Here is a 23,370-nt window from a genome sequence, read left to right as displayed (position 1 = left end):
AAAAGGGTTCAAATGAACCCTTTTTCTTTTTTACTCATTTTATGCTAAAAAATACTTTTTTAAACCTGTTAGCTACTTACTCAAACGATAACAATCTTAACATCCTGTTATGGCAAGAAGTTGTTGAGAGTTATTCTGATAAAAAGAGATACTACCATACATTGGAACATCTTGAGAGTTTACTTTTTCAACTTACTCCAATAAAAACTGAAGTAAACCATTGGAACACAATTTTATTCACGTTGTTTTATCATGATATTATCTACAACTCTTTAAAAAGTAACAATGAAGAAAAAAGTGGAAAGTTAGCTTCTAAAAGAATGAAACAACTTTCAGTACCAAACGAAATTATAGAAAATTGTTATTCTCAAATATTAGCTACTAAATCTCATAAAACCTCTGAAGATTCAGATACTAACTTTTTTACTGATGCTGATTTATCTATCTTAGGGCAAGACTGGGAAGTATATACTCAGTATTATAAAAATGTACGAAAAGAATACGCCATTTATCCTAATATGGTATATAACTCAGGGAGAAAAAAAGCATTACAGTATTTTTTAACGATGAAAAATATATTTAAAACAGAATATTTTTATCTAAAGTTTGAAGAAACTGCTCGTATAAATATTCAAAGAGAAATTGAGCTGTTATAAAATCTCAATTTTAACTACTAACCCTTCATTAGAACGAACATTAAACACTGTTTCATCCTCAAATATTAAGTATTGTCCTTTAACACCTACCAGTTTACCAGTGTATGTTTCTTCCTTTTCTAAATTTAAACTTTTAGGTTTTTTAGGAAACTTTTCAACTGGAAACTGAATATTCGTTTCAGTATTATTAGCTATATAGTATCCTTTAGCTTCATCAGGAATAAACTCTTGTAACTTTTCTCTCCATTCTACTAAGTTTTCATCCTTAATATCATTCTTTAGCATGGTTCTCCAATTTGTCTTATCAGCAACATGCTCTTTTAAGGCGACTTCGGTAATTCCTGCTAAATAACGATTCGGTACCTCAACAATTTCAATGGCTTCATGTGCCCCTTGATCTATCCAACGAGTTGGTACTTGTTGTTTTCTGGTTACTCCCACCTTTACGTTACTTGAGTTTGCTAAATACACTATATGTGGTTGCAATTGTACCTTTTTTTCGTACTCCAAATCTCTATCCTCTTCTCCTAAATGCGCTTTACTTAATTCAGGACGCATTATCCAATCACCAGCTGTTGGAGTTTCAAAAAAGCATTTTTTACAAAAACCTTGACGGTAGATTTTTTTTTCTAAATGGCAGTTTAAACACTCGTAAGTAACAAAACTTAAGGTTAGCTCCTTATTCAATAACTGATTCATATTCAAAAAATCACCTCTCATATCTAAATAGTATTGAACTGTACTTAAATTTTCAGTAGGCATTTTTTTTAAAACTCCTTGGTATTGCATGTCTTAAATTTTGTTACATTTAGCTTCACAAAATTACAGTAAAAAAATTGAATTAAGAGTTAATCTATGACGTTTCCATTTATAAATTCCATCATTTCTTGGTTCTTAAAAAAGCGTAAACATCAAGTAGAATTGTTTTTAAAATATCCTATTGATGTTCAGAATGAGCTATTACTAAAGCTTGTAAGCGCTGCTAAGAATACCGAATTTGGAAAACTGCAAGATTTCTCTTCAATTAAAAGTTATACTGACTTTGCTAACAATGTTCCTATTCAACGTTATGAAAGTATTGAACCACTTATTGAGCGTTGTAGAAAAGGAGAACAAAATTTATTTTGGCCTACGCCTATACGTTGGTTTGCAAAATCAAGTGGTACTACTAATGCAAAGAGCAAATTTATTCCTGTAAGTGATGAAGCTATTGAATATTGCCATTTTAAAGCAGGAAAAGACATGTTATGTTTATATATAAACAATAACGAAAACGCAAAGCTTTTTACTGGTAAGGGACTACGTTTAGGTGGAAGTTCAGCAGTATATGAAGACAACAATACTTATTTTGGTGATTTATCTGCAATAATTATTGAAAATATGCCTTTTTGGGCAGACTTTAGCTCAGCTCCAAGGCAAGAAACTGCTTTAATGAGTGAGTGGGAAACAAAAATGGAAGCTATTATTAATGAAACTATTCATGAAAATATTACAAGCTTAGTTGGTGTTCCTTCTTGGATGTTAGTTTTATTAAATAGAGTACTTGAAAAAACAGGAAAGGATAATATTTTAGAGGTTTGGCCTAACCTAGAGGTTTATTTTCACGGAGGAATAAACTTCAATCCATACAGAGAACAGTATAAGAAACTCATTCCAAGAGACGATTTTAAATATTATGAAACCTATAATGCATCGGAAGGTTTTTTTGCTATTCAAGACCGAAATGATTCTGATGAAATGCTATTAATGCTAGACTACGGAATTTTTTATGAGTTTATTCCAATGAGTGAATACAATGGAGAAAACTCTAAAGCTATTCCTCTTTCTGAGGTAAAAAAAGATGTTAATTACGCCATTATTATTACCACAAATGGTGGTTTATGGCGTTATTTGATAGGAGATACTGTTAAGTTTACCTCAACTGATCCCTATCGCATAAAAATTACTGGACGTACTAAGCATCATATTAATGTTTTTGGCGAAGAGTTAATTATTGAAAATGCCGAAGATGCTTTAAAAGTAGCGAGTGATAAAACTAACTGTGAAATTAAAGAGTATACCGTTGGTCCTATTTTTATGAATGGTAAAGAGAATGGTGCACATGAGTGGATTATTGAGTTTAAAAAGGCTCCTGAAAACCTTACCTTTTTTACTGAAGAGTTAGATAAAGCTTTAAAAAACTGTAATTCTGACTATGAGGCTAAACGCTATAATAATATGACTTTAGCAATGCCTAAAATACATTTAGCTCGTAAAGGTTTGTTTTACGATTGGATGAAGGAAAAAGGAAAATTAGGTGGACAACATAAAATTCCTCGTTTATCAAATAGTCGTGATTTTGTTGAGGAACTTTTGAAATTATAAACGTACTACTCTGTTTTAATTTTAATAGGCAATTGATATTTTGTTACTACTGGAATCCCCCTTTTAGTAGCAGGACTTATTCTTGGGAGTTTTTCTATTGCTAACTTTACAATACTATCTAATTCTGGTAATTGATTGGTAACAGTATCAGATGTAGTTAGTTCAACTAAAACAAACTCCCCTTCCTTATTAATCAGAATATCAATTAAAATTTCTTCATCTAAGTTGTTTTTAGTAACAAAATTATATTGTTTTAAATCCGTCGTTATTCTTTTATGAATTTCTTTTCTAAAACAATTCGCTTTGGCTTCATCAAGTAAATCTTTACACCTATTAAAAGAGGGATATACATCTACTTTTGTAAAATCTACAATAGTATCCAAAGCTTGTGCACTATTCTTTTTTGGGTATGAAAAGAAGTCGCAAGAAGAACATAGCAAAGCACAAATTAAAAAAGCCACATAGCGAAAACTCATCTTATTGATTTTAAGATGAATATACAAAATTAAATACTATTGTAAAATCTCTCCTTGTAAGAAATAGTACTTTTTAATTTCTTTTAACCTTTCTTTAGCATGCTTAGTTAATACAGAATCTTTTCTTTCAAAACGGTTTACATAATTTTTATAATGTTTGTAAGCTATTCGTTTATCCTTGTAATAATCTTCACTAGTTTTTGCTAGTTGATACAATGCTTTATAATTCTTTCTATTCTCTTCAAAAGCTTTTTTATATGATTTAAGTTCTTCTTTAGGGTTACCTAATTCTTTATAAACTCTTGCCAATTGATAATATTCAACATCTCTGGGTTCTTTACCAGCAAAAGTTGCCACCATATAATCTAACTGAGCTTTGTAAAATTTTTTCTTTTCAAAATTAATATCACCTAGATAGGTATAGGCTTTAAAATCTGATTTATCTATTCTTATGGCTTTATTAAAATACTTTTTTGCCTCTTCGTATTTCTTTAGATTAAAGTAACTACGCCCTAACATTTTTTGCGTGTAATGTTCGTTGGGTTCTATAGTATCTATTCTTTTTAAAAATTGAATAGCCTCAGTAAACTTTTCTTCTCTATATAAATTATTAATTTTTAACTTATTTAAATTAATATGATTAGGGTTTACTACCAAGCCTCTATTTATAAATATGTTTGCTGAATCTTTATCATGTAATAAAGTGTAAGCTAATGCTAAGTGATGAATAGATTTAATGTGGGTTGTATCATTTTTATAAGCCTCTAAAAAACTGTTTATTTTTAGATTTCGTTTTTTCAACATTCCGTAAGCAATTCCCAATCGGTAATGATAATTTGCATTCGTGCTATCTTGTTTAATAATGTTTTTAAAAGTATCAATCGCTTTGGCTGGTTGTTTCGTTTGTACATACAATTTTCCCAACTGATACTTAATAAATAAGTTTTCAGAATCCTCACTTATAATACCTTCATAAACATCTATAGCTTTTTGTAGCTTTTTCTCTTTTTTATATGCTTTTGCCAACCTTACTTTTACTGAATAATCATCTTTTAACTCCAATGCCTTTTCATAATATAAAGAGGCTTTTTTATAATTATCAATTGAAGCATAAATAGATGCTACTTTTGAAGTTGATTGAAAAGTAGTATCTAACTCATGTAACTTTGCTAATGCTGTTTGGTAGCGTCCTATATTTACTAAACTATCAATAGTTTTAAAAGTCGAAACTTGCGCCTCGACTTTTAAAAATGCTATTACAAAAACAATAAGTAAAATTTTATTTCTCACGTTTCTATTTTTGGTATTGTTCATTGGTTATTTGTGACCAATATAATTAATTTATTCTACGTTAAATGTGATTGGTAATACAAACCCAGTCGCCACAATTTTTCCATCTTTTTCTCCTGGTTGCATTTGAGGCAATTTATGTGCCAATTCTTCTGCATGTTGTTTTAATGTAGGATGCGGTGCTCTTGCCATTATGTCTGTCACATTACCTTTTTTATCTATTTTAAATTTAATATAAAGTCTTTTTTTACCTGAATCTAAACCTAATTCATTAGCTATAGATGTATCAAAATTCTCTTTTACAAATTTCTGCAAACTTCTATTAAAACAAACTTTATCTCCTTCAATACATCCAGGAAAAGTTGGTACTTTATCCAAAAGTGAAAAAGGTATATTATTTAAGTCAATCGATTTATTTTTTTGTTGAGACTTAAACTTTTTAAGTGAAGCTTGCATATCTAAAAACAACACTTTTCGTTCTTTATTTTCAATACCTTCAAAGACTCTAAGTTCAACATCATGTCCATTTTTCTTAAAACCATCGACCTTTTCATTGTATTCTGATAACTCTAAACTCGTTAAATCACTTAACTTAAGTTCTTTTGACTTTGGAGTTTCAAATCCCATATACATATCCATGTATGATTGTTTGGAATCAGAAACTCTTCTTTTCATCCCTTCAACTTCAGAATACATTACTGTATTTTCTTTTTTTTGCTCTAAACCACTGTTATCTTGAGAACACGACGTATACAAAAGCATAATTCCTAGAAGCGGTATTAACAGCAGATACTTTAGTTGTTTTACTTTTTTTGATTGTGTTTTTGTCATCATAATAATTCGTTTTTTGATTAATGAATGTTTGTAAAATTGATTAATGAATGAAATATGCTCGACCTGAAAAATATCAGCGAGTAAATGGTTTATATAGTTTTCTTTTTTATCTGATTTGCTGGCTATAGCATCTGAAATATATTCATGAACTAGAGAAATGCGGTTTTGATATACATACACCATCGGGTTAAACCACATGACTATTTTCAAGAACTCAAAAAACAACAGGTCTAACGTATGTTTCTGTTTGCTATGTACCAATTCGTGCTGAATAATTTTTTCTCTTTTCGAAGAAGGAATTTCGTTTCCTAAAAAAATATAATTGAAGAATGAAAATGCCTTAGTTTCATTTGGTAGTAATACCAATTTATAATTTTCTTTTCTAGCAACTCCATATTGTAAAACTAATCGAATAATACGTTCTAATTTTACTAAAAACACTACAAAAAATAATAAACATCCAATCCAAAATAGTACATCTAAATAATTAACAGATTGATACCAAGCAGCCTTTTCGATCACTTTTTGAGGTGATAACACTACCTCTGGTAATAAAGTGTAATATTCTTGAGGAACAACTTTTTGAACTGTCGAAATTTTAAATAAAGGCAACATAAAAGAAAGTAATGCAGTGCTTAACAAGTACCATCTATTTTTTGTAAAAAAGGTTTCTTTACTTAAAAAGAAATCATACACCGCTACAAAAAGAACTTGAAATAATACAACTTGAACAATGTAGTTTATCATGACTTCTTATTTTTATCCACCTCTTTTAAAATACTTTCTAGCTCTTGAATGTCCATTTTGTTTTCTTTCATAAAAAATGACACCATACTTTTAAATGAGCCTCCAAAATAACCATTCATTAACTTGTGTAAACTCTCATTACTATACTCTGACATTTCTACTAACGGATAATACACATAACCTCTACCCTTTGGCTCATGCCCTACAAACTCTTTCGTCTCCAAAATTCTTATAATAGTTGAAACTGTATTATATGCTGGTTTGGGTTCAGGTAATTCTGTTATTACTTCTTTTACTGAAGCTTTATTTAACCTCCATAACACCTGCATTATCTGCTCTTCTGCCTTCGTTAATTGTTTACTCATTATATATTTTTATGAAATGTTCTGAAACAAATATAACTAAAAAATTAGTTTAAACTAATTTTTTAGTTGATAAATATGTAACAAAGCTTTCATATCTTCGTCTTATCTATAAAAAAGTTAATGGATATATTTTTAGTTATACTCGGTTTTGTATTTGCTTGTCTAGGAATTATTGGCTCATTTTTACCAGTATTACCAGGTCCTATTACTAGCTGGGTAGGTTTGTTATTATTACATTTAACAAAAGCAGTTCCTCAAAATTGGACATTTTTAGGAATCACTTTAGCTATTGCGGTCATTATATTTTTTCTTGATTACTTTATCCCAGCAATGGGAACTAAACGATTTGGAGGTACGAAATATGGAGTATACGGTACCACTATAGGTTTAATTATTGGATTACTCTCTCCTATTCCTTTCGGAATTTTAATTGGTGCTTTCGTAGGTGCTTTGGTTGGTGAGTTAATTTATGATAGTAAAGATACTAACAGAGCTATCAAAGCATCGTTTGGTGCATTCTTAGGCTTTTTAGCTTCTGCTACAATTAAATTTTCAATATCTATGGTATTCTTAGTACTGTTTTTTGTTAAGTTCTGGGAGTATAAAGCCGCTTTTTTTTAAGAAAAAGTTTTTTTTATATTTTAATTCTAACTAATAACTCTAAGATTTCTCTCTTCGGTCGAAATGACAATTAATTATTTAGCCCCGATTGAAGCATTTGTTTGAGCTCCTCGTAGAGAGCGAGTGCGGAAAGCGGGAAATAGCTTCATAATAAACGTAAATAAAGTGCAAAAAAAAAGCAACCCATCTAAGGGAAGCTTTCCATTGGTTAACAAAACCATGATACTATTTAAAGTATCTAACAACACAACTAAATGCTGTCCTTTTAAAATTAGACAGCCTGCAAATATACATCCTTTTTTAAAACCTACAAATAAAAATTACTTTTTTTATAAAATCTATATGATACTACCGTTGTCTAATTTTGTAATAGATTGTATCTTTGCACCTTTAAACAAAAATTACTTAAAAATTAAGTCAATGCAATTATCAGAACAAGAAGTTGTACGTAGAGAAAAACTATCAAAATTACGTGAATTGGGTATCAATCCATATCCAGCAGATTTATTTCCATTAGATACGAATTCCAAACAGATTAAACAGGAGTTTAAGGAAGGTAAGAAGGTAGTTATTGCTGGTAGATTAATGTCTCGTCGTATTCAAGGAAAAGCTTCTTTTGCTGAATTGCAAGATAGTGAAGGACGCATTCAAGTATACTTTAACAGAGATGAAATTTGTACAGGTGAAGACAAAGCTTTATACAATGAAGTATACAAAAAATTATTAGATATTGGTGATTTTGTAGGTATTGAAGGTGAGTTATTTAAAACTCAAGTTGGAGAAATCACTGTAATGGTAAAAGATTTTAAATTATTAAGTAAATCTTTAAAACCACTACCATTGCCTAAAGTAGATTCGGAAGGAAATACTTTTGATGGTTTTACTGATCCTGAAATGCGTTACCGTCAGCGTTATGCTGATTTAGTGGTAAATCCGCAAGTAAAGGATGTGTTTGTAAAACGTACAAAGTTATTCAACGCCATGCGTCAGTTTTTTAACGATGCAGGATATTTTGAAGTAGAAACACCTATTCTACAACCAATTCCAGGTGGTGCAGCAGCAAGACCATTTATTACACATCATAATGCATTAGATATTCCATTATACATGCGTATAGCTAATGAATTATACTTAAAGCGTTTGATTGTTGGTGGTTTTGATGGTGTATATGAGTTTTCTAAAAACTTCCGTAACGAGGGAATGGACAGAACACATAATCCAGAATTTACCGCAATGGAAATTTATGTAGCTTACAAAGACTACAACTGGATGATGGAATTCACTGAAAAATTATTAGAGCACTGTGCTTTAGCTGTAAACGGAACTACTGAAGCTACTTTTGGAGAGCATAAAGTTGACTTTAAAGCTCCATATGCACGTGTTACTATGGCAGATTCTATCAAACACTTTACTGGTTTTGATATCAACGGAAAATCGGAAGATGAAATTCGTAAGGCTGCTCAAGACATGGGTATCGAAGTGGATGAAACGATGGGTAAAGGAAAGTTAATTGATGAGATTTTTGGTGAGAAGTGTGAAGGAAACTACATTCAACCAACATTCATTACCGACTATCCAAAAGAAATGTCTCCGTTGTGTAAAGAGCACCGTGACAATCCTGAATTAACAGAACGTTTTGAACTAATGGTATGTGGTAAAGAAATTGCCAATGCATATTCTGAATTAAACGACCCAATCGACCAACGTGAGCGTTTTGAAGCTCAGTTAAAGTTAGCTGCTCGTGGTGATGATGAAGCAGGAGAGTTTATCGATCAAGATTTCTTACGTGCGTTAGAATATGGTATGCCTCCTACTTCTGGATTAGGAATTGGAATGGATCGTTTAATTATGTATTTAACGAATAATCCGTCAATTCAAGAAGTATTATTCTTCCCACAGATGAAACCAGAAAAGAAAGCTCCTACTGTTGAATTAAACGACGATGAAAAAGCTGTATTAGCTTTGTTAGAAAAAGCTGAAAAAATTGGTTTAAATGATTTAAAATCTCAAAGTGGTTTATCTAACAAAAAGTGGGACAAAACTATTAAAGGATTAACCAAAAACAGTCTTGCTAAAGTTGAAAAAACTGAGGAAGGGTTGTTTGTTGAAATCGTATAAGTTATTTCTAAAACTGAATATAATTAAAAAGCAATCTCGTTTGAGATTGCTTTTTTTATTTGGTTTTTATGCTATTTTAAATAACTTAAAAAACATTAATAGATACTGTTGTAGCAACTCCAACTTGTATTTTACAACTCATTTAATGCAAAAAAGTTTAACTGTTATGAATAGACTTTAAGTGAAATAAAGGGTTAGGAGGTTCTGTCCAAATTAGCTAATCAATGATATAAACAAAAGAAACAGAAGTTGAATTTTAAAACCAAGTCTGAATTAATGCACAGCTGAAATTACAGCTATCTAATAGATTAATTTATTGACTTAGGTCAAATAGTTTCGTTTAAAAGAAGATTAGTTTTGTTGCCATATAAAAATTAAAAAACAATATGGTAATCGCAGATTTAGATAAACTAAAGATATTTGGTAACAATAGCCAAGAGCGCCTTGAAAGAGCATTAAAAAATCTTCAGAATGGTAATGGAATTATATTAGTTGATGATGAAGATAGGGAAAATGAAGGTGATTTGATATTCTCTGCTCACAATATGACTATTAATCAAATGGCCTTGATGATCAGAAAATGTAGTGGCATAGTTTGTTTATGCATGACAAACGAAAAAGCTGATTTTCTTAACCTTCCATATATGATAAAAGAAAATACTAGTAACTTTCAAACACCTTTCACTATTTCAATTGAAGCAAAAGAAGGTGTTACTACTGGAGTTTCTGCTAAAGACAGATTGAAAACTATCCAAGTAGCTTGTAGTGAAAATACTAAAAGTAGTGATTTAGCTAAGCCTGGGCATATCTTTCCTTTAAGAGCGAATAATAATGGTGTACTAACAAGAAAAGGTCATACCGAAGGAAGTGTAGATTTAATGAAGCTAGCTGGTTTAAAACCTGAAGCTGTTTTATGTGAATTAATGAATGATGACGGAACGATGGCAAAAAATGATTCTATTTTGCACTTTGCAAAAGAGCATAATTTAATTATACTATCAATTCAAGATATTATTCTATACCGTAAATTTGTAAGAGATTATAAATAGATGACTAATCATAAAGAACTTGCCAAGTTTATAAAAAGAAATATCAATATTGATAATGAAGATTTAAAAATCGTATTATCATATTTTAAAACAATTAAAAAAAACAAAAATCAAATTTTACTTCCAAGTGGAAAAAATAGTCAGGTTAGTTATTTTGTTATAAAAGGTTGTTTAAGGTTATTCTATATAGATGAAGAAGGGAAGGATATTACACGTTATATCGCATTTGAAAATCAATTTGCAACAGAGTTAGTTAGTTTTATAACAAATCAACCTGCTCAAGAATCTATTCAAGTCATTGAAAACAGTGAACTTTTATATATCACTCACAAGGACTTTAGATATCTCATGAAAATCATTCCAAAATGGAGAGATTTTTATAATATTTATTTAGAAAAAGCATATGTAAACAACTCTAAAAGATTAATTTCATTTACTACGCTAAATGCATCAGAGCGATATAAACAATTATTTAAAGTTAATCCAAATATTGTAAAACGCTTACCAAATAAGATTGTAGCATCTTATATTAATATATCACAGGAAACTTTAAGTAGAATCAAATCTAAATTCTTATCTCCATCACCAAATAAAACAAGTTAAAAAACAATATAAACCTATTATGAAAAGCACCAAAACTAACAAAATGTATCTTTAATTTCTAATTTAGTTCCGGGTTCCATCAACTAATCACAAACAAAAGATAACTGTTTTTTTCAAGTTCACTATTTTTTCATAACTTTAAAAGGCTATGAAAAAATTGTTAGAATACCCTCCTTTTCACTTTTTGGTGTGCCTTGTTATTGGCATAACATTCCAATTTCACACACAAATTTGGCAGTATAATTTTACATACTTGGCTTATTCTTTAATAGGATTTTTAATTATTCTTTATTTTTTAAAAAGAACTCAGGCACGAAAAGCATTTAGTATAGCCACTCTACTATTCTTTATTTTTATCGGAATTAGTACCGCGTATATTCACAATCCTAAAAGTTATTCAAATCATTACGAACATCAATTAGCTGAGAACTCTACTTCTATCCTCACTATACAAAAAGTATTAAAACCGGGAAATTACTATACAAAATATGTAGCTAAAGTTTCACAAGTTGATTCCTCTACAACCACTGGATATATTCTTCTGAACATTCAAAAGGACAGTTTATCACCTGTATTAAAGGTAGGTAATCGTATTTGTATTAAAACTCCTTTTAAAGTGCTGATTCCACCTTTAAATCCGCATCAATTTGACTACAAACAGTATTTAGCCAAACAGTATATTTATCATCAAGTGTTTTTAAGCAAACATGAGTTTAAACAACTTAACAATGCTAGTTTTTCTTTAATCACTTTATCGGCTAATATTCGAGAAAGCGTACAAACCTCTTTAAAAAAATATCACTTTACCAATGATGAGTTCGCCGTAATAAATGCTTTATTACTAGGTCAACGACAAGAAATTTCAAAAGACTTGTTAGAAAGCTACACAAATGCTGGTGCTATTCATATTCTTGCCATTTCTGGGCTGCATATTGGTATTTTACTACTACTTTTTTCCTATTTACTTAAACCCATAGAAAAGCTTCCTAACGGAATACTCGTAAAAACCATCTGTATTGTATTACTCTTATGGTGTTTTGCCTTTATCGCTGGTTTATCAGCCTCAGTAGTTCGTGCAGTAACGATGTTTACTTTTGTTGCTATTGGACAATCATTCAAGCGGAAAAAGATTATTGAATATTCATTAGTCAGTTCGATGTTCTTCTTACTCTTAATAAAACCGATGTTTTTATTCGATGTTGGATTTCAATTAAGTTATTTAGCTGTTTTTGGTATTGTTTGGGTACAACCATTACTCTACAATCTATGGAAACCTAAGTTTTGGTTACTAAATAAAGGTTGGAGTTTATTTACCGTTTCAATTGCTGCACAAGCAGGTATATTACCAATAAGTTTGTATTATTTTCATCAATTTCCAGGTTTATTTATTTTATCTAACTTAATCATCATTCCTTTTTTAGGAGTAATTTTACTCTTCGGAATTGTAATTATTTTATTAGCTACACTGAGCATACTACCTCAATTTATGGCTGATGGTTACGGATTTATAATCTCAATAATGAATTATTTTGTTGATTGGATTTCTCACCAAGAAGGTTTTTTATTGAAAGAACTCTCAATGTCTTTTGAAGCAATGCTAGCTTGGTATGTTTTTATTATTTTCTTGTATCTGGCTTGGATTCAAAAAACTTATAAACGTGTATTTTTACTTTTGGCTTCTACTCTCCTACTTCAGGGAATTTATTTTTATGAAAAGTTTCAAATTAACAGAAAAAGTGAATTTATTGTATTTCATAAAAGTAGACATTCTATTATAGGAAAAAGAAATGGTAACGAAATAAACATTTTTAGCTCTTTGAATGATTCTGTTCTTCGTCATCAAAAGCTACTACAATCTTATAGAGTTAATGAAGAGGTTTATTCTAAAAATACTGATTCAATTTTAAATATAACCTCCTATATGAACAAACATGTTTTGATTGTAGATAGTCTAAGTGTTTATCAAATAAAAGAACTTGAAAACCCAATAGTTATTCTGAAAGACAGCCCTAAAATTAATTTAGATAGACTTATTACTACCTTAAAACCTCAACAAATTATTGCTGATGGTAGTAATTATAAATCATATATTACTAGATGGAGAGAAACTTGTTATAAACAAAAAACACCATTTTGGTATACTGGCCAAAATGGTGCTTATATTTTTAAAGAATAGATTTTACATCGCGCTTTTAAAGTTTTTTTCAAACTCTTTCCATGGTGTATTCTTGTAATTATCCTTGTTAAAATATGCTAGTATTTTCTCAAACCTTTTTTCTTCTAAGTAACCAGGGACATTTTGTAACAACTGTCTTTCTGTATTAAAAAAAGCTGTTGAAGGATAACTTAACTGTCCTTTCATTATAGCAGCTGCCAATTGATGATACCCTCTTCTTCCTTGAGCTTGGTACTTAAACGTTTTTCCTTGAAACGTAATATCATCTTTTGTTTCCCCGTTTAACTTTACTGGATAATAATGTGTATTGATATACTCAATAATTACCTTGTTTTTATAAGTCGTTTTATCCATTTTTTTACACCAACCACACCAATCAGTATAAATATCTACTAAAATTGGTTTTGGTTCTTTCTCACTCATTTCCATCGCTTGCTCAAAGCTTAACCAATTTACTTTATCTTGTGCCTTGATCCCTAATGAAATAAAGGTTAAAACTGCTACTAATATTATTTTTTTCATACTTCTTAAGTCTCAATAAGTGTTCCAAATTTACAAAAAAACCTGCCAACATTTAAAATTGACAGGTTGTAAAAGATTGTTTTAACGTTTATTTAGAGTTATTTAACTCCATGCATTAATTTTTTTAGTAATGGATGTAGTAACAACGAAACAATACCTAATGCAAAAGGTATAATTGTAAATATCAAGAAGAAACCTGATAAACTATACTCTTGCGTGATTTTTTCAATGTCTCCTCCTACATAATGTGCTAGCTTGTTACCTATTGCAATAGCTAAATAATAAACTCCAAACATAAACGCAATCATACGAGTTGGAATTAACTTACTTAAGTATGATAATCCCATTGGAGATAAACATAGCTCACCTAACGTGTGGAATAAATATGCTAAAACTAGCCAAACCATACTTAAACTTGCTCCTTCTGCTCCTGCAGCTACATTTCTTGCTCCGAATGCAAGAAAACCAAAACCTAAAGCTAACAATGCTAATCCTAAGAAATATTTTACAGATGCTGGAGGGTTATATCTACTATCCCACCACTTTGTGAATAATGGGGCAAAAATAATAATGAATAATGAATTTAATATAGCGAACCAAGTTACTGGAACTTCTGTATTTGGGTCATTAAACTCTACATAAAGCTTATACAAAACAATAGCCCATACAATCAAGAAGCTTGTTCCTAATATAATATTTGCTAATCCTATTTTGCTAAATGTTTTTCTAAACAAACTAATTAATACGTAAGTAATTATACCTAATGGTACTACTGTTACTAATAAGTCAACTACTTTAAATACTGTTCCTGCAGTACCTTCTAAAATTCTATTCGTAAAGTCTCTGGTATAAATTGGAAGTGATCCAGCCGCTTGTTCAAATGCAGCCCAGAAAAATATTGTGAATAGAGAAAAAATAGAAAAAGCTATCATTCTATCTCTTTCTATTCTTGTATACCTAGGAATTCTAACAATTAACAAGACAATGAAACTAATTGCAGCCAATAGCGCAAAAAACAAAGAATCACTCATTCCTGCTACGGTAAAGTTTAATGTCTGTATGTTTCCTATTTTACTTAAAGGATCATTAAAAATAAAGATTAATGCTGATACGGTAAAAACTGCTATTAAAGCATAGTCTACTATTGAAAAAGGGTTTCTTTTTTCAGTATCAACATCAACCACTTCCTCAGTATTTTTCACATCTTTCTTTGCTGGCTTGTCTCCTAAACTTCCAAAAAGAGGTTGCGCAAAATAAAACTGTAACATACCTAATAACATAAAGATCCCTGCTAAACCGAATCCCCATGACCATCCTATTTTTTCTCCAACCCAGCCACAAAGCATTATTCCAATAAAAGCTCCAGCGTTGACTCCCATATAAAAAATGTTGTAAGCACCATCTTTCTTATCATCTTTACCTGCATACATTTTTGAGATAATCGAAGTCATATTAGGTTTAAAGAAACCATTTCCTACAATTAATAAAGCAATTCCTATATATAGAAAAGTAGGTGTTTCAACAGCCATTGCTGCATGCCCTAATGTCATTAGCAATGCACCAATAACTACCGCCATTCGATAACCAATTTTATTATCAGCTAACCAACCTCCTAAAAGAGGTGTTAGATAAACAAATAGTGCATATGTTCCTAAAAGTGATAATGCTGCTGATGTACTCCAGCCCCATCCAGGGTTGTTTCCTGTTATAGCTCCTGTTAAAAAGATAACTAAAATAGCACGCATTCCATAGTAAGAAAAACGTTCCCACATTTCTGTAAAAAACAAAACGAACAAACCTGCTGGATGCCCTAAAACTTTGTCTTTAAATAAATTTTCGATATCTGTACTCATTCTTTTAATGTATAGTTTATAATAGAACAAGCCTTGGAGTAACTATTATTATACTACCAAGGCTTTATTTTTTTAGTTATTGTCTGCTAATTCGAATCCTTCAGCTTCTTCATGTGAAGTTCCATTTAGTTCTTCTGCTCCATGTGTTAATCTCTTCAAAGGTTTTAAAATAGCTAAGATTAACAATCCAAAAACTGTACAAAAAATAGCAATCCCAGTAAACACTTGGAATTCTCCTGCTCCTTCTGAAAGTTCACCTACAAAACCAGCTACTTTATTTCCTAAACCTGTTGCTGCAAAATAGGCTCCCATCATAAATGAAGCATATTTAACTGGTGCCAATTTAGTAATAAATGATAATGCTACTGGTGAAGCACATAACTCTCCAACTGTATGGAATAAATATGCTAAAACTAACCATATCATTGCTGACTTTTCTACTATTTCATCTCCATCCATAACAACTTCCATACTAGCTTTACTCATAAAGAAAAAACCAAAAGCCATAATAATAACTCCTATAGCCATTTTAAATAAAGAAGATGATTCTTTACCTTTTTTCCCCCACTTGTACCAGAAGTTAGCCACTAAAGTTCCTAGTGTAATGATGAAAAATGCATTTATTGATTGAAAAACAGCTGCAGGAACTTCATTTCCTATAAGTGGTAATGAAAAAGAAAGTGCTCTATCTGTTTTCTGTTCTGTATATAAACTCATCAAACCTCCAGCTTGCTCAAACGCTCCCCAGAAAACAATGATAATTAAGAAAGATAAAAACATAACTAACATTCTATCTTTCTCTACTGCAGTAAGAGGTTTCTTCATTAAATCTTTATCTGGAGAATCTTGTTTTCCTAAAAAGTCACCTACTCCTTCTAAGTATTTTAGACCAAACATGTATACTACTTGCCCTAAAGCCATTCCTATACCTGCTAATCCAAAACCATAATGCCATCCCCATTTAGCTGCCACAGCTCCTACAATTAAAGCTCCTAAAAAAGCTCCTAGATTAATCCCTATATAAAAAATATAAAATCCTTTATCTCTTCTGTCATCTCCTTTTTTATAAAGTCCTCCAACCATTGTTGATATATTTGGTTTTAAAAAACCTACACCAATAACAATTAATATTAACCCTGTAAAAAACGCCCACTGAGCATCAATTGCCAAAATACCGTGCCCTAGACAAAGTAATACTCCGCCAAGCATAACGGCTTTTTTCTGACCAATAAATTTATCTGCAATCCAACCTCCAGGAATAGACATTAAATAAACAAACATTGTATATGTTCCGTAAAATGATAGTGTTTCTGCGTTAGACCAACCATAACCTGATTGTGGATTACCTAAAAGAACTGGTGCCGCTAAAAAAAGTGTTAGAATAGCTCTCATACCATAGTATGAAAAACGCTCCCACATTTCTACGAAGAATAAAACATAAAGGCCCTTGGGATGCCCCAAAAACTCACTTTGATTTGTTTGTTTAAGTGTACTCATAGTTGTCGAATTTTATAGGTTATTTTTAATAAAGTTAGTCATTTTGGTATACAAGTGTAAACGAGTGTTCCCTCCATAAATACCATGATTCTTATCTGGGTACATACCCCATTCAAATTGCTTATTAGCCTGAATTAAAGCTTCAGCCATTCTGTAAGCATTTTGAACATGCACATTATCATCTCCTGTACCGTGAATTAATAAATACTTTCCTTTTAATAATTCTGGATAATTTAAAGGTGAATTGTCATCATATCCTGCTGGGTTTTCCTCTGGAGTACGCATATAACGTTCTGTATAAATAGAGTCATAAAAACGCCATGTAGTAACTGGTGCAACTGCAATTGCAGCAGCAAACACATCATTTCCTTTTAATAAACAGTTAGTACTCATATGACCTCCAAAAGACCATCCCCAAATACCTATTCTATTTGCATCAACATATGATAATTTTGCTAACTCTTTAGCTACAGAAATTTGATCTTCAGTTTCATACTTCACCAAATTCATGTAAGTAACTTTCTTAAAATCACGTCCTTTAAAACCAGTTCCTCTACCATCAACACAAACAACTATATAACCATTTTGTGCTAACATTTGGTGCCAATAATCATTAGAACTATTCCAACTGTTTTTTACATTTTGAGAACCTGGTCCTGAATATTGATACATTAAAACTGGATACTTTTTATTTGCATCAAAGTTTGCAGGCTTGATAGTATACATATTTAAGTCGTTTCCGTTAACATTAATTGTAGAAAACTCTTTTTTACTTAAATTATATCCTGCAATAGTTTCTTTTAAAGCTGCGTTATCTTTTATAGTTTTTAATACCTTCCCTTCATCGTTTCTTAACGTATACACAGGAGGTGTATTTACATCTGAAAAAGTATTAATGAAATAATGCATGTTTTTACTAAAAGAAGCATTGTTTGTTCCTGAAGCGTTACTTAATAATTTTTTATTATTTCCATCTAAAGAAATACTGTATACTCCTCTATTAATAGATCCATTTTCTACCGATTGATAGTAAATAGTTTTCTTGTTAGCATTGTATCCGTAGTAAGAAGTAACTTCCCAGTTTCCTTTAGTTACTTGATTCAATAACTTACCGTCTTTATCATAGTGATAAATGTGGTTGTACCCATCTTTTTCACTTGTCCAAATAAAACTATTATCGTCTAAAAAAGTTAAATCATCTGTAATATCTACATAAGCTTTGTCAGTTTCATTTAAAACTATAGAGCTATTAAAAGTAGTCGCATCAACAAAATACATTTTTAAATCATTTTGGTGACGGTTCAATGTTCTAACTGCTAAAATATTTGGATTGTTTGTCCAGTTAATTCTAGGAATGTATTCATAGTCTCCAACTCTAATTTCTGCAGTTTTGTTCGTTTCTAATGAAAATATACGTAATGCTACTTTTGCATTTTCTTCACCAGCCTTTGGATATTTGAACACATGCTGTGTTGGGTATTTTTCTTTTCCATATACGTCCATTGAAAAAGTTTTAACTTTACTCTCATCAAAACGTAAATATGCTAAGTTTTTACTGTCTTTACTCCATTCAAATGCTTTTACGAAACCAAATTCTTCTTCATAAACCCAATCTGTAATACCGTTTATGATTTCATTCTTTTTACCACTATTAGTAATTTGAATTACCACATTGGCATCTGAATAATCTTTAATAAATAAATTGTTGTCTTTAGCGTATGCTATTTTTTTACTATCAGGAGAAAAAGTTGGTTCTTGAATATCTGTACCAATTAAGTCTAATGATTTTTTAGCAATATCATACACATAAAATGTACCTAAATATGAGTGACGGAAAATTTGTTTGAAGTTTGTTCCTAAAATTAATTTAGTTTCATCATTATTAAAACTATATGATTGAAAATATTTTAATCCAGCTAAATCTTTACTATCAACTATCGTTGCAACTTTTTCTAATGTTTCATAACTGTACTTATCTACAGTAGAACTTCCATTTTCATAATTCAATAGCGAATAAAAATCTCCATTCATAGAGTTTAAAGAGTTCATATAATCGGCTCTAAATGTGCCTTTTTTCCATATATCCTCTAAAGAAATATCTTTTTTTTGAGCTTGTACTAGCGAAGATATTCCTATAAACAATAATAATATTTTCTTCATCTTAAGTTGTTGTTTATCTAAAAAGTTTGCCAAGTTTACGGAAAAATAGCCAAAAATCCCCTCAAAAAAATCATAAAAACCAAATAACATAACCATTTTAACAGGATTCACGTATCTTTGAACCATCAAAAATGAATTGAGAATGTCTAAAACGATCTCTGGTTTTTCTAAACTTACCAAAGAAGAAAAAATAGACTGGTTGGCAAAAACTTACTTTAATAATCAACCAGAAATTATACAAACTATTACGCAATATTGGAATGTAGATGATAAGCTACAACAATTGCATGATGATTTTATTGAAAATACCATTTCTAACTTTTATATGCCTTACGGTATTGCTCCTAATTTTATTATTAATGGGCGTAGTTATGTAATACCAATGGTAGTTGAAGAAAGCTCTGTAGTTGCTGCTGCTTCGTTAGTTGCAAAGTTTTGGAGTACTCGTGGTGGATTTAAAACTGAAGTAATCTCTACCAACAAAATTGGCCAAGTACATTTTATGTATGCTGGTGATAAAAATGAGTTAGAAAACTATTTTAACCAACATAAAACTGAATTATATGCAGCCACGGCACCCATAACTAAGAACATGGAAAAGCGCGGTGGTGGAATTTTAGATATTCAATTAGTTGATAAAACTGATAAGCTTGCAAACTACTATCAATTACATGTTACGTTTGAAACAAAAGATAGTATGGGGGCTAACTTCATTAACTCTTGCTTAGAAGCTATTGCAAAGGCTTTTAGAAAGGACGATATTGAAATTGTAATGAGTATTCTTTCAAACTATGTTCCTGAATGTTTAGTTAGAGCTGAAGTAAGCTGTAAGGTAGAAGAGTTAGGCGGAAAGAACCCTGAGAAGTTTGCTCAAAAATTTGAACAAGCTGTTAAAATAGCTGAAATAGAACCTTACCGTGCAGTAACCCATAATAAAGGAATTATGAACGGAATTGATGCCGTTGTACTTGCTACTGGTAATGACTTTAGAGCAATTGAAGCTGGTGCGCACGCCTATGCTTCAAAAGACGGCCAATATAAAAGCCTAACACACTGTGAAGTAAAAGACAGTATTTTTAAGTTTTGGATTGAAATCCCTTTAGCATTGGGAACTGTTGGTGGTTTAACTGCTTTACATCCGATGGCTAAATTATCGTTAGACATGATGCAAAAACCAAGTGCACGCACCTTAATGCAAATTATTGCTGCTGCTGGTTTAGCTCAAAATTTTGCTGCTTTACGCGCCTTAACAACCAAAGGTATTCAACATGGGCATATGAAAATGCATTTAATGAATATCTTAAATCAACATAAAGCAACTAATGAAGAAAAAGAAGTAGTAGTTGCTTATTTTGAAGACAGAACAGCATCACATAGTGCCGTAGTTGAAAAACTAAACGAACTACGTAAACCAAAAGTACAATGGGTAGATTTTTTTAACGAAGAAGAAATACGCAGTACACTAGCCAATTTAAAAGCTGATACTAAACCTTTGTTTGGAAAAATGAACGGACAGCAAATGGTAGAGCACTTAAGCGCGGTTACCCAAATTGCAAATGGAAACTGGAATGTAGACATCTATGTTTCTGATGAAAAAACAGCTCGTAGAAAACCTTTTTTAAATTCTGATAGTGAATTACAAATAGGTTTTAAAGCTCCGTTTTTATCAGAAGATCCAACTCCATTGAAGTTCAGTTCGAAGGAAGAAGCTATTGACGATTTAATTGAACAGGTTCAACTATTTGAACAAGTTTTTACCGAAAACCCAAATAGAACAGTTGTACACCCGTTTTTTGGTGAGCTAGATTACGAGTATTGGAAAAAATTCCAAGTGAAGCACTTTACACATCATTTTAAACAATTCGGATTGGTATAATGCGACACTATTCTAACGGAAAATTATTACTCACTGGAGAGTACGTTGTTTTGGATGGCGCAACCTCTTTGGCTGTTCCAACAAAATTTGGGCAAGATTTAGTAATTGAGCCCATTAAAGAACTACAACTTATCTGGGGAAGTTTTACACACACTGGAGATTGTTGGTTTGAAGCTTCTTTCGATTTACCTAAACTTAGATTAACCTCAGCTACTTTTAATTCAGATAAAGAAGGAAGCGCTGAGTTTATTGCTGAAACTTTACGAGATCTCTTACAAGAAGCAAAACGTTTAAATCCAGAGTTTCTAACTACTGAAAATGGTTATATTATTAAAACTAACCTGACATTTCCACAAAACTGGGGATTAGGAAGTTCTTCAACCTTAATTAATAATATTGCTACTTGGGCAAATGTAAATCCGTTTACCTTGCTTTGGAATGCATTTTCAGGAAGCGGTTACGATATTGCTTGCGCAAAGCATAACTCTCCTATCCTATATCAATTAAAAGAAAAACAACCTTTTGTTGAAGAGGTAAATTTCAACCCAAGTTTTTCTGAAGAATTGTTTTTTGTGCATTTAAACCAAAAACAAAACAGCAGAGAGGGAATTGCACATTATAAAAAATACAGAGAAGAAGCTTTACTATTAATTCCAGAAATTAACAGCTTAACTCAGGAGTTTTTAAACGCTAACACTTCAAAAGATTTAGATAAAGTAATTATTGAACACGAAAGAATTATCAGTTCTATACTAAAACTTAAAACGATAAAAGAAACTGGATTTTCCGATTATTTTGGTGAAGTGAAAAGTTTAGGAGCTTGGGGAGGTGATTTTGTTTTAGCTACTGGAAATGAAGACACAATAAGCTATTTTCAACAAAAAGGATTTCATACCATTCTTCCTTATAAAGAAATGATTTTATAATGAAAAAAGTAGTTATAATAGGTGGTGGAGCCGCTGGTTTTTTTACAGCGATTAACGCAAAAGAGCTCAATCCTGAATTAGACATTACCATTCTTGAAAAAGGAAAAGAGGTTTTACAAAAGGTGAAGATTTCTGGTGGAGGTCGCTGTAATGTTACTCATGCATGTTTTGAACCCAAAGAACTAACAAAATTCTACCCAAGGGGTGAAAAAGAACTACTTGGCCCATTTCATAAATTTATGACTGGTGATACTTTTGAATGGTTTGAAAATCGTGGAGTTCCTTTAAAAATTGAAGCAGATAATCGAGTATTTCCTGAAGCTAATACTTCTCAAGCTATTATAGATTGTTTTCAAGATGCTGTTGATAACCTCGGAATTACAGTGTTAAAAAACCATGGTGTAAACTCCATTTATCAACAAGATAAAAAGTGGTTTATCAACACAAAAAATCAAGATTTTGAAGCTGATTTTGTGGTTGTTGCTGCAGGAAGCAGTAAAAAAGTTTGGGATTTATGTAAAACCCTAGACCATACTATTATTGAACCCGTTCCTTCTTTATTTACTTTCAACATAAAAGACAAACGAATTATTGATTTAGGCGGAATTTCGGTACCTAATGCAGAAGTAAAAATAGCTAAAACAAATCTTGAAAACTCTGGTCCGTTATTAATTACCCACTGGGGTTTAAGTGGACCTGCTATATTAAAATTATCCGCTTTTGGTGCCCGTATTTTAGCTGACAAAAATTATCAATACAACGTATTGGTAAATTGGTTAGGACAAGATACAAGTACTGTTCTCGAAGAATTACAAGGACTAAAGAAATCACAGGCTAAAAAACAGATAATTTTAAAATCACCTTTTAGTGATATTCCACGCCGATTGTGGGAACGATTGGTTACAGCTTCAGAAATAAAAAACAATCTAAATTGGGCTGATATAAGTAATAAACAGCTTCAAAACTTAGCTAACGAACTTACCAAAGGGTTATTTAATGCTAATGGACGCACTACTTTTAAAGAGGAGTTTGTTACTGCTGGTGGTGTGGATTTAAAGGAAATCAACTTTAAACGTTTTGAAAGTAAAAAACATCAAAACTTATTCTTTGTAGGTGAAGTATTAAATATTGACGCCGTTACTGGTGGTTTCAATTTTCAAAATGCTTGGACAGGTGGTTTTATTTGTGCTAATGCAATTGCTGAATAAAAAATCATTTCGAACAAAGTTTTAAGAGT

The 23,370-nt window shown here is 31.1% G+C and carries 19 protein-coding genes; 10 read left to right on the top strand and 9 right to left on the bottom strand.

Features of this window, described 5'->3' with window-relative positions:
- Positions 1 to 41: 41 nt before the first annotated feature.
- Positions 42 to 656: an HD domain-containing protein gene (locus LCI24_RS06830; protein WP_274639700.1), complete on the top strand. Its 615-nt coding sequence runs from the start codon at positions 42 to 44 to the stop codon at positions 654 to 656.
- Here the strand turns inward: LCI24_RS06830 and LCI24_RS06825 are convergent.
- Entirely contained in the window at positions 651 to 1,445 is a 795-nt protein-coding gene (locus LCI24_RS06825; protein ID WP_274639699.1) for a DUF2797 domain-containing protein, read from the bottom strand. The genes LCI24_RS06830 and LCI24_RS06825 overlap by 6 nt on opposite strands.
- A gap of 66 nt (positions 1,446 to 1,511) precedes the next feature.
- On the opposite strand from LCI24_RS06825, the gene LCI24_RS06820 reads away from it, so the two are divergent.
- Positions 1,512 to 3,020, top strand: a complete 1,509-nt coding sequence (locus tag LCI24_RS06820; protein ID WP_274639698.1) for a GH3 auxin-responsive promoter family protein — start codon at positions 1,512 to 1,514, stop codon at positions 3,018 to 3,020.
- A 5-nt stretch (positions 3,021 to 3,025) separates the two neighbouring features.
- On the opposite strand, the gene LCI24_RS06815 is transcribed toward LCI24_RS06820, so the two are convergent.
- Genes LCI24_RS06815 through LCI24_RS06800 form a run of 4 tightly spaced genes read right to left on the bottom strand, consistent with a single transcriptional unit; the run spans position 3,026 to position 6,732 of the window.
- Positions 3,026 to 3,496 carry an SAM-dependent methyltransferase gene (locus LCI24_RS06815; RefSeq protein ID WP_274639697.1) on the bottom strand — a complete coding sequence of 157 codons (471 nt, stop codon included), beginning with the start codon at positions 3,494 to 3,496 and terminating at the stop codon, positions 3,026 to 3,028.
- A gap of 36 nt (positions 3,497 to 3,532) precedes the next feature.
- Positions 3,533 to 4,786, bottom strand: coding sequence for a tetratricopeptide repeat protein (locus LCI24_RS06810; protein WP_237270844.1), 1,254 nt, complete (start codon positions 4,784 to 4,786; stop codon positions 3,533 to 3,535).
- 51 nt (positions 4,787 to 4,837) lie between these two features.
- Positions 4,838 to 6,367: a M56 family metallopeptidase gene (locus LCI24_RS06805; RefSeq protein WP_274639696.1), complete on the bottom strand. Its 1,530-nt coding sequence runs from the start codon at positions 6,365 to 6,367 to the stop codon at positions 4,838 to 4,840.
- Positions 6,364 to 6,732 (bottom strand): BlaI/MecI/CopY family transcriptional regulator, encoded by a 369-nt coding sequence (locus LCI24_RS06800; RefSeq protein ID WP_274639695.1) that lies wholly within the window; start codon positions 6,730 to 6,732, stop codon positions 6,364 to 6,366. The genes LCI24_RS06805 and LCI24_RS06800 overlap by 4 nt, the downstream gene beginning before the upstream one ends.
- Before the next feature lie 120 nt (positions 6,733 to 6,852).
- On the opposite strand from LCI24_RS06800, the gene LCI24_RS06795 reads away from it, so the two are divergent.
- The 5 genes from LCI24_RS06795 (at position 6,853) to LCI24_RS06775 (ending at position 13,299) form a co-directional block, all read left to right on the top strand.
- Complete coding sequence (locus LCI24_RS06795) at positions 6,853 to 7,353, top strand: DUF456 domain-containing protein (RefSeq protein WP_099215456.1); 501 nt, start codon at positions 6,853 to 6,855, stop codon at positions 7,351 to 7,353.
- A 420-nt stretch (positions 7,354 to 7,773) separates the two neighbouring features.
- Entirely contained in the window at positions 7,774 to 9,471 is a 1,698-nt protein-coding gene (gene lysS, locus LCI24_RS06790) for a lysine--tRNA ligase (RefSeq protein ID WP_274639694.1), read from the top strand.
- A gap of 386 nt (positions 9,472 to 9,857) precedes the next feature.
- Complete coding sequence (ribB, locus tag LCI24_RS06785) at positions 9,858 to 10,520, top strand: 3,4-dihydroxy-2-butanone-4-phosphate synthase (RefSeq protein ID WP_274639693.1); 663 nt, start codon at positions 9,858 to 9,860, stop codon at positions 10,518 to 10,520.
- Positions 10,521 to 11,123 carry a Crp/Fnr family transcriptional regulator gene (locus LCI24_RS06780; RefSeq protein WP_274639692.1) on the top strand — a complete coding sequence of 201 codons (603 nt, stop codon included), beginning with the start codon at positions 10,521 to 10,523 and terminating at the stop codon, positions 11,121 to 11,123.
- A 148-nt stretch (positions 11,124 to 11,271) separates the two neighbouring features.
- The gene (locus tag LCI24_RS06775; RefSeq protein ID WP_274639691.1) at positions 11,272 to 13,299 is read left to right on the top strand and encodes a ComEC/Rec2 family competence protein; all 2,028 of its coding nucleotides are present in this window, start codon (positions 11,272 to 11,274) and stop codon (positions 13,297 to 13,299) included.
- Positions 13,300 to 13,302: 3 nt separating this feature from the next.
- Here the strand turns inward: LCI24_RS06775 and LCI24_RS06770 are convergent, their stop codons facing one another.
- The 4 genes from LCI24_RS06770 to LCI24_RS06755 form a co-directional block, all read right to left on the bottom strand.
- Complete coding sequence (locus tag LCI24_RS06770) at positions 13,303 to 13,821, bottom strand: thioredoxin family protein (protein ID WP_274639690.1); 519 nt, start codon at positions 13,819 to 13,821, stop codon at positions 13,303 to 13,305.
- A 98-nt stretch (positions 13,822 to 13,919) separates the two neighbouring features.
- Complete coding sequence (locus LCI24_RS06765; protein ID WP_274639689.1) at positions 13,920 to 15,674, bottom strand: peptide MFS transporter; 1,755 nt, start codon at positions 15,672 to 15,674, stop codon at positions 13,920 to 13,922.
- Positions 15,675 to 15,746: 72 nt separating this feature from the next.
- Complete coding sequence (locus LCI24_RS06760) at positions 15,747 to 17,171, bottom strand: peptide MFS transporter (protein ID WP_274639688.1); 1,425 nt, start codon at positions 17,169 to 17,171, stop codon at positions 15,747 to 15,749.
- 12 nt (positions 17,172 to 17,183) lie between these two features.
- Positions 17,184 to 19,331 (bottom strand): S9 family peptidase, encoded by a 2,148-nt coding sequence (locus LCI24_RS06755; RefSeq protein ID WP_274639687.1) that lies wholly within the window; start codon positions 19,329 to 19,331, stop codon positions 17,184 to 17,186.
- Between the two features lie 142 nt (positions 19,332 to 19,473).
- Between LCI24_RS06755 and LCI24_RS06750 the strand changes: the two genes are divergently transcribed.
- From LCI24_RS06750 to LCI24_RS06740, 3 genes are read left to right on the top strand one after another with little or no spacing between them, the layout of a single operon-like run.
- Entirely contained in the window at positions 19,474 to 21,207 is a 1,734-nt protein-coding gene (locus LCI24_RS06750) for a hydroxymethylglutaryl-CoA reductase, degradative (protein WP_274639686.1), read from the top strand.
- Positions 21,207 to 22,133, top strand: a complete 927-nt coding sequence (locus tag LCI24_RS06745) for a GYDIA family GHMP kinase (protein WP_274639685.1) — start codon at positions 21,207 to 21,209, stop codon at positions 22,131 to 22,133. Before LCI24_RS06750 ends, LCI24_RS06745 begins: the two co-directional genes overlap by 1 nt.
- Positions 22,133 to 23,341, top strand: a complete 1,209-nt coding sequence (locus LCI24_RS06740; RefSeq protein WP_274639684.1) for a BaiN/RdsA family NAD(P)/FAD-dependent oxidoreductase — start codon at positions 22,133 to 22,135, stop codon at positions 23,339 to 23,341. The genes LCI24_RS06745 and LCI24_RS06740 overlap by 1 nt, the downstream gene beginning before the upstream one ends.
- The last annotated feature ends 29 nt before the right edge of the window (positions 23,342 to 23,370 follow it).

The organism is Tenacibaculum larymnensis (assembly GCF_028829235.1).
GTDB classification, from domain to species: Bacteria; Bacteroidota; Bacteroidia; order Flavobacteriales; family Flavobacteriaceae; genus Polaribacter; species Polaribacter larymnensis.
This window is presented reverse-complemented; position numbering and strand designations above follow the sequence as displayed.

What these genes read in the sequence shown, in the direction of transcription:
- LCI24_RS06830 (WP_274639700.1), top strand. Translation starts at nt 42, where the DNA reads ATGCTAAAAAATACTTTTTTAAACCTGTTAGCTACTTACTCAAACGAT.
- LCI24_RS06825 (WP_274639699.1), bottom strand. Translation starts at nt 1,445, where the DNA reads ATGCAATACCAAGGAGTTTTAAAAAAAATGCCTACTGAAAATTTAAGT.
- LCI24_RS06820 (WP_274639698.1), top strand. Translation starts at nt 1,512, where the DNA reads ATGACGTTTCCATTTATAAATTCCATCATTTCTTGGTTCTTAAAAAAG.
- LCI24_RS06815 (WP_274639697.1), bottom strand. Translation starts at nt 3,496, where the DNA reads ATGAGTTTTCGCTATGTGGCTTTTTTAATTTGTGCTTTGCTATGTTCT.
- LCI24_RS06805 (WP_274639696.1), bottom strand. Translation starts at nt 6,367, where the DNA reads ATGATAAACTACATTGTTCAAGTTGTATTATTTCAAGTTCTTTTTGTA.
- LCI24_RS06800 (WP_274639695.1), bottom strand. Translation starts at nt 6,732, where the DNA reads ATGAGTAAACAATTAACGAAGGCAGAAGAGCAGATAATGCAGGTGTTA.
- LCI24_RS06795 (WP_099215456.1), top strand. Translation starts at nt 6,853, where the DNA reads ATGGATATATTTTTAGTTATACTCGGTTTTGTATTTGCTTGTCTAGGA.
- lysS (WP_274639694.1), top strand. Translation starts at nt 7,774, where the DNA reads ATGCAATTATCAGAACAAGAAGTTGTACGTAGAGAAAAACTATCAAAA.
- ribB (WP_274639693.1), top strand. Translation starts at nt 9,858, where the DNA reads ATGGTAATCGCAGATTTAGATAAACTAAAGATATTTGGTAACAATAGC.
- LCI24_RS06780 (WP_274639692.1), top strand. Translation starts at nt 10,521, where the DNA reads ATGACTAATCATAAAGAACTTGCCAAGTTTATAAAAAGAAATATCAAT.
- LCI24_RS06775 (WP_274639691.1), top strand. Translation starts at nt 11,272, where the DNA reads ATGAAAAAATTGTTAGAATACCCTCCTTTTCACTTTTTGGTGTGCCTT.
- LCI24_RS06770 (WP_274639690.1), bottom strand. Translation starts at nt 13,821, where the DNA reads ATGAAAAAAATAATATTAGTAGCAGTTTTAACCTTTATTTCATTAGGG.
- LCI24_RS06765 (WP_274639689.1), bottom strand. Translation starts at nt 15,674, where the DNA reads ATGAGTACAGATATCGAAAATTTATTTAAAGACAAAGTTTTAGGGCAT.
- LCI24_RS06760 (WP_274639688.1), bottom strand. Translation starts at nt 17,171, where the DNA reads ATGAGTACACTTAAACAAACAAATCAAAGTGAGTTTTTGGGGCATCCC.
- LCI24_RS06755 (WP_274639687.1), bottom strand. Translation starts at nt 19,331, where the DNA reads ATGAAGAAAATATTATTATTGTTTATAGGAATATCTTCGCTAGTACAA.
- LCI24_RS06750 (WP_274639686.1), top strand. Translation starts at nt 19,474, where the DNA reads ATGTCTAAAACGATCTCTGGTTTTTCTAAACTTACCAAAGAAGAAAAA.
- LCI24_RS06745 (WP_274639685.1), top strand. Translation starts at nt 21,207, where the DNA reads ATGCGACACTATTCTAACGGAAAATTATTACTCACTGGAGAGTACGTT.
- LCI24_RS06740 (WP_274639684.1), top strand. Translation starts at nt 22,133, where the DNA reads ATGAAAAAAGTAGTTATAATAGGTGGTGGAGCCGCTGGTTTTTTTACA.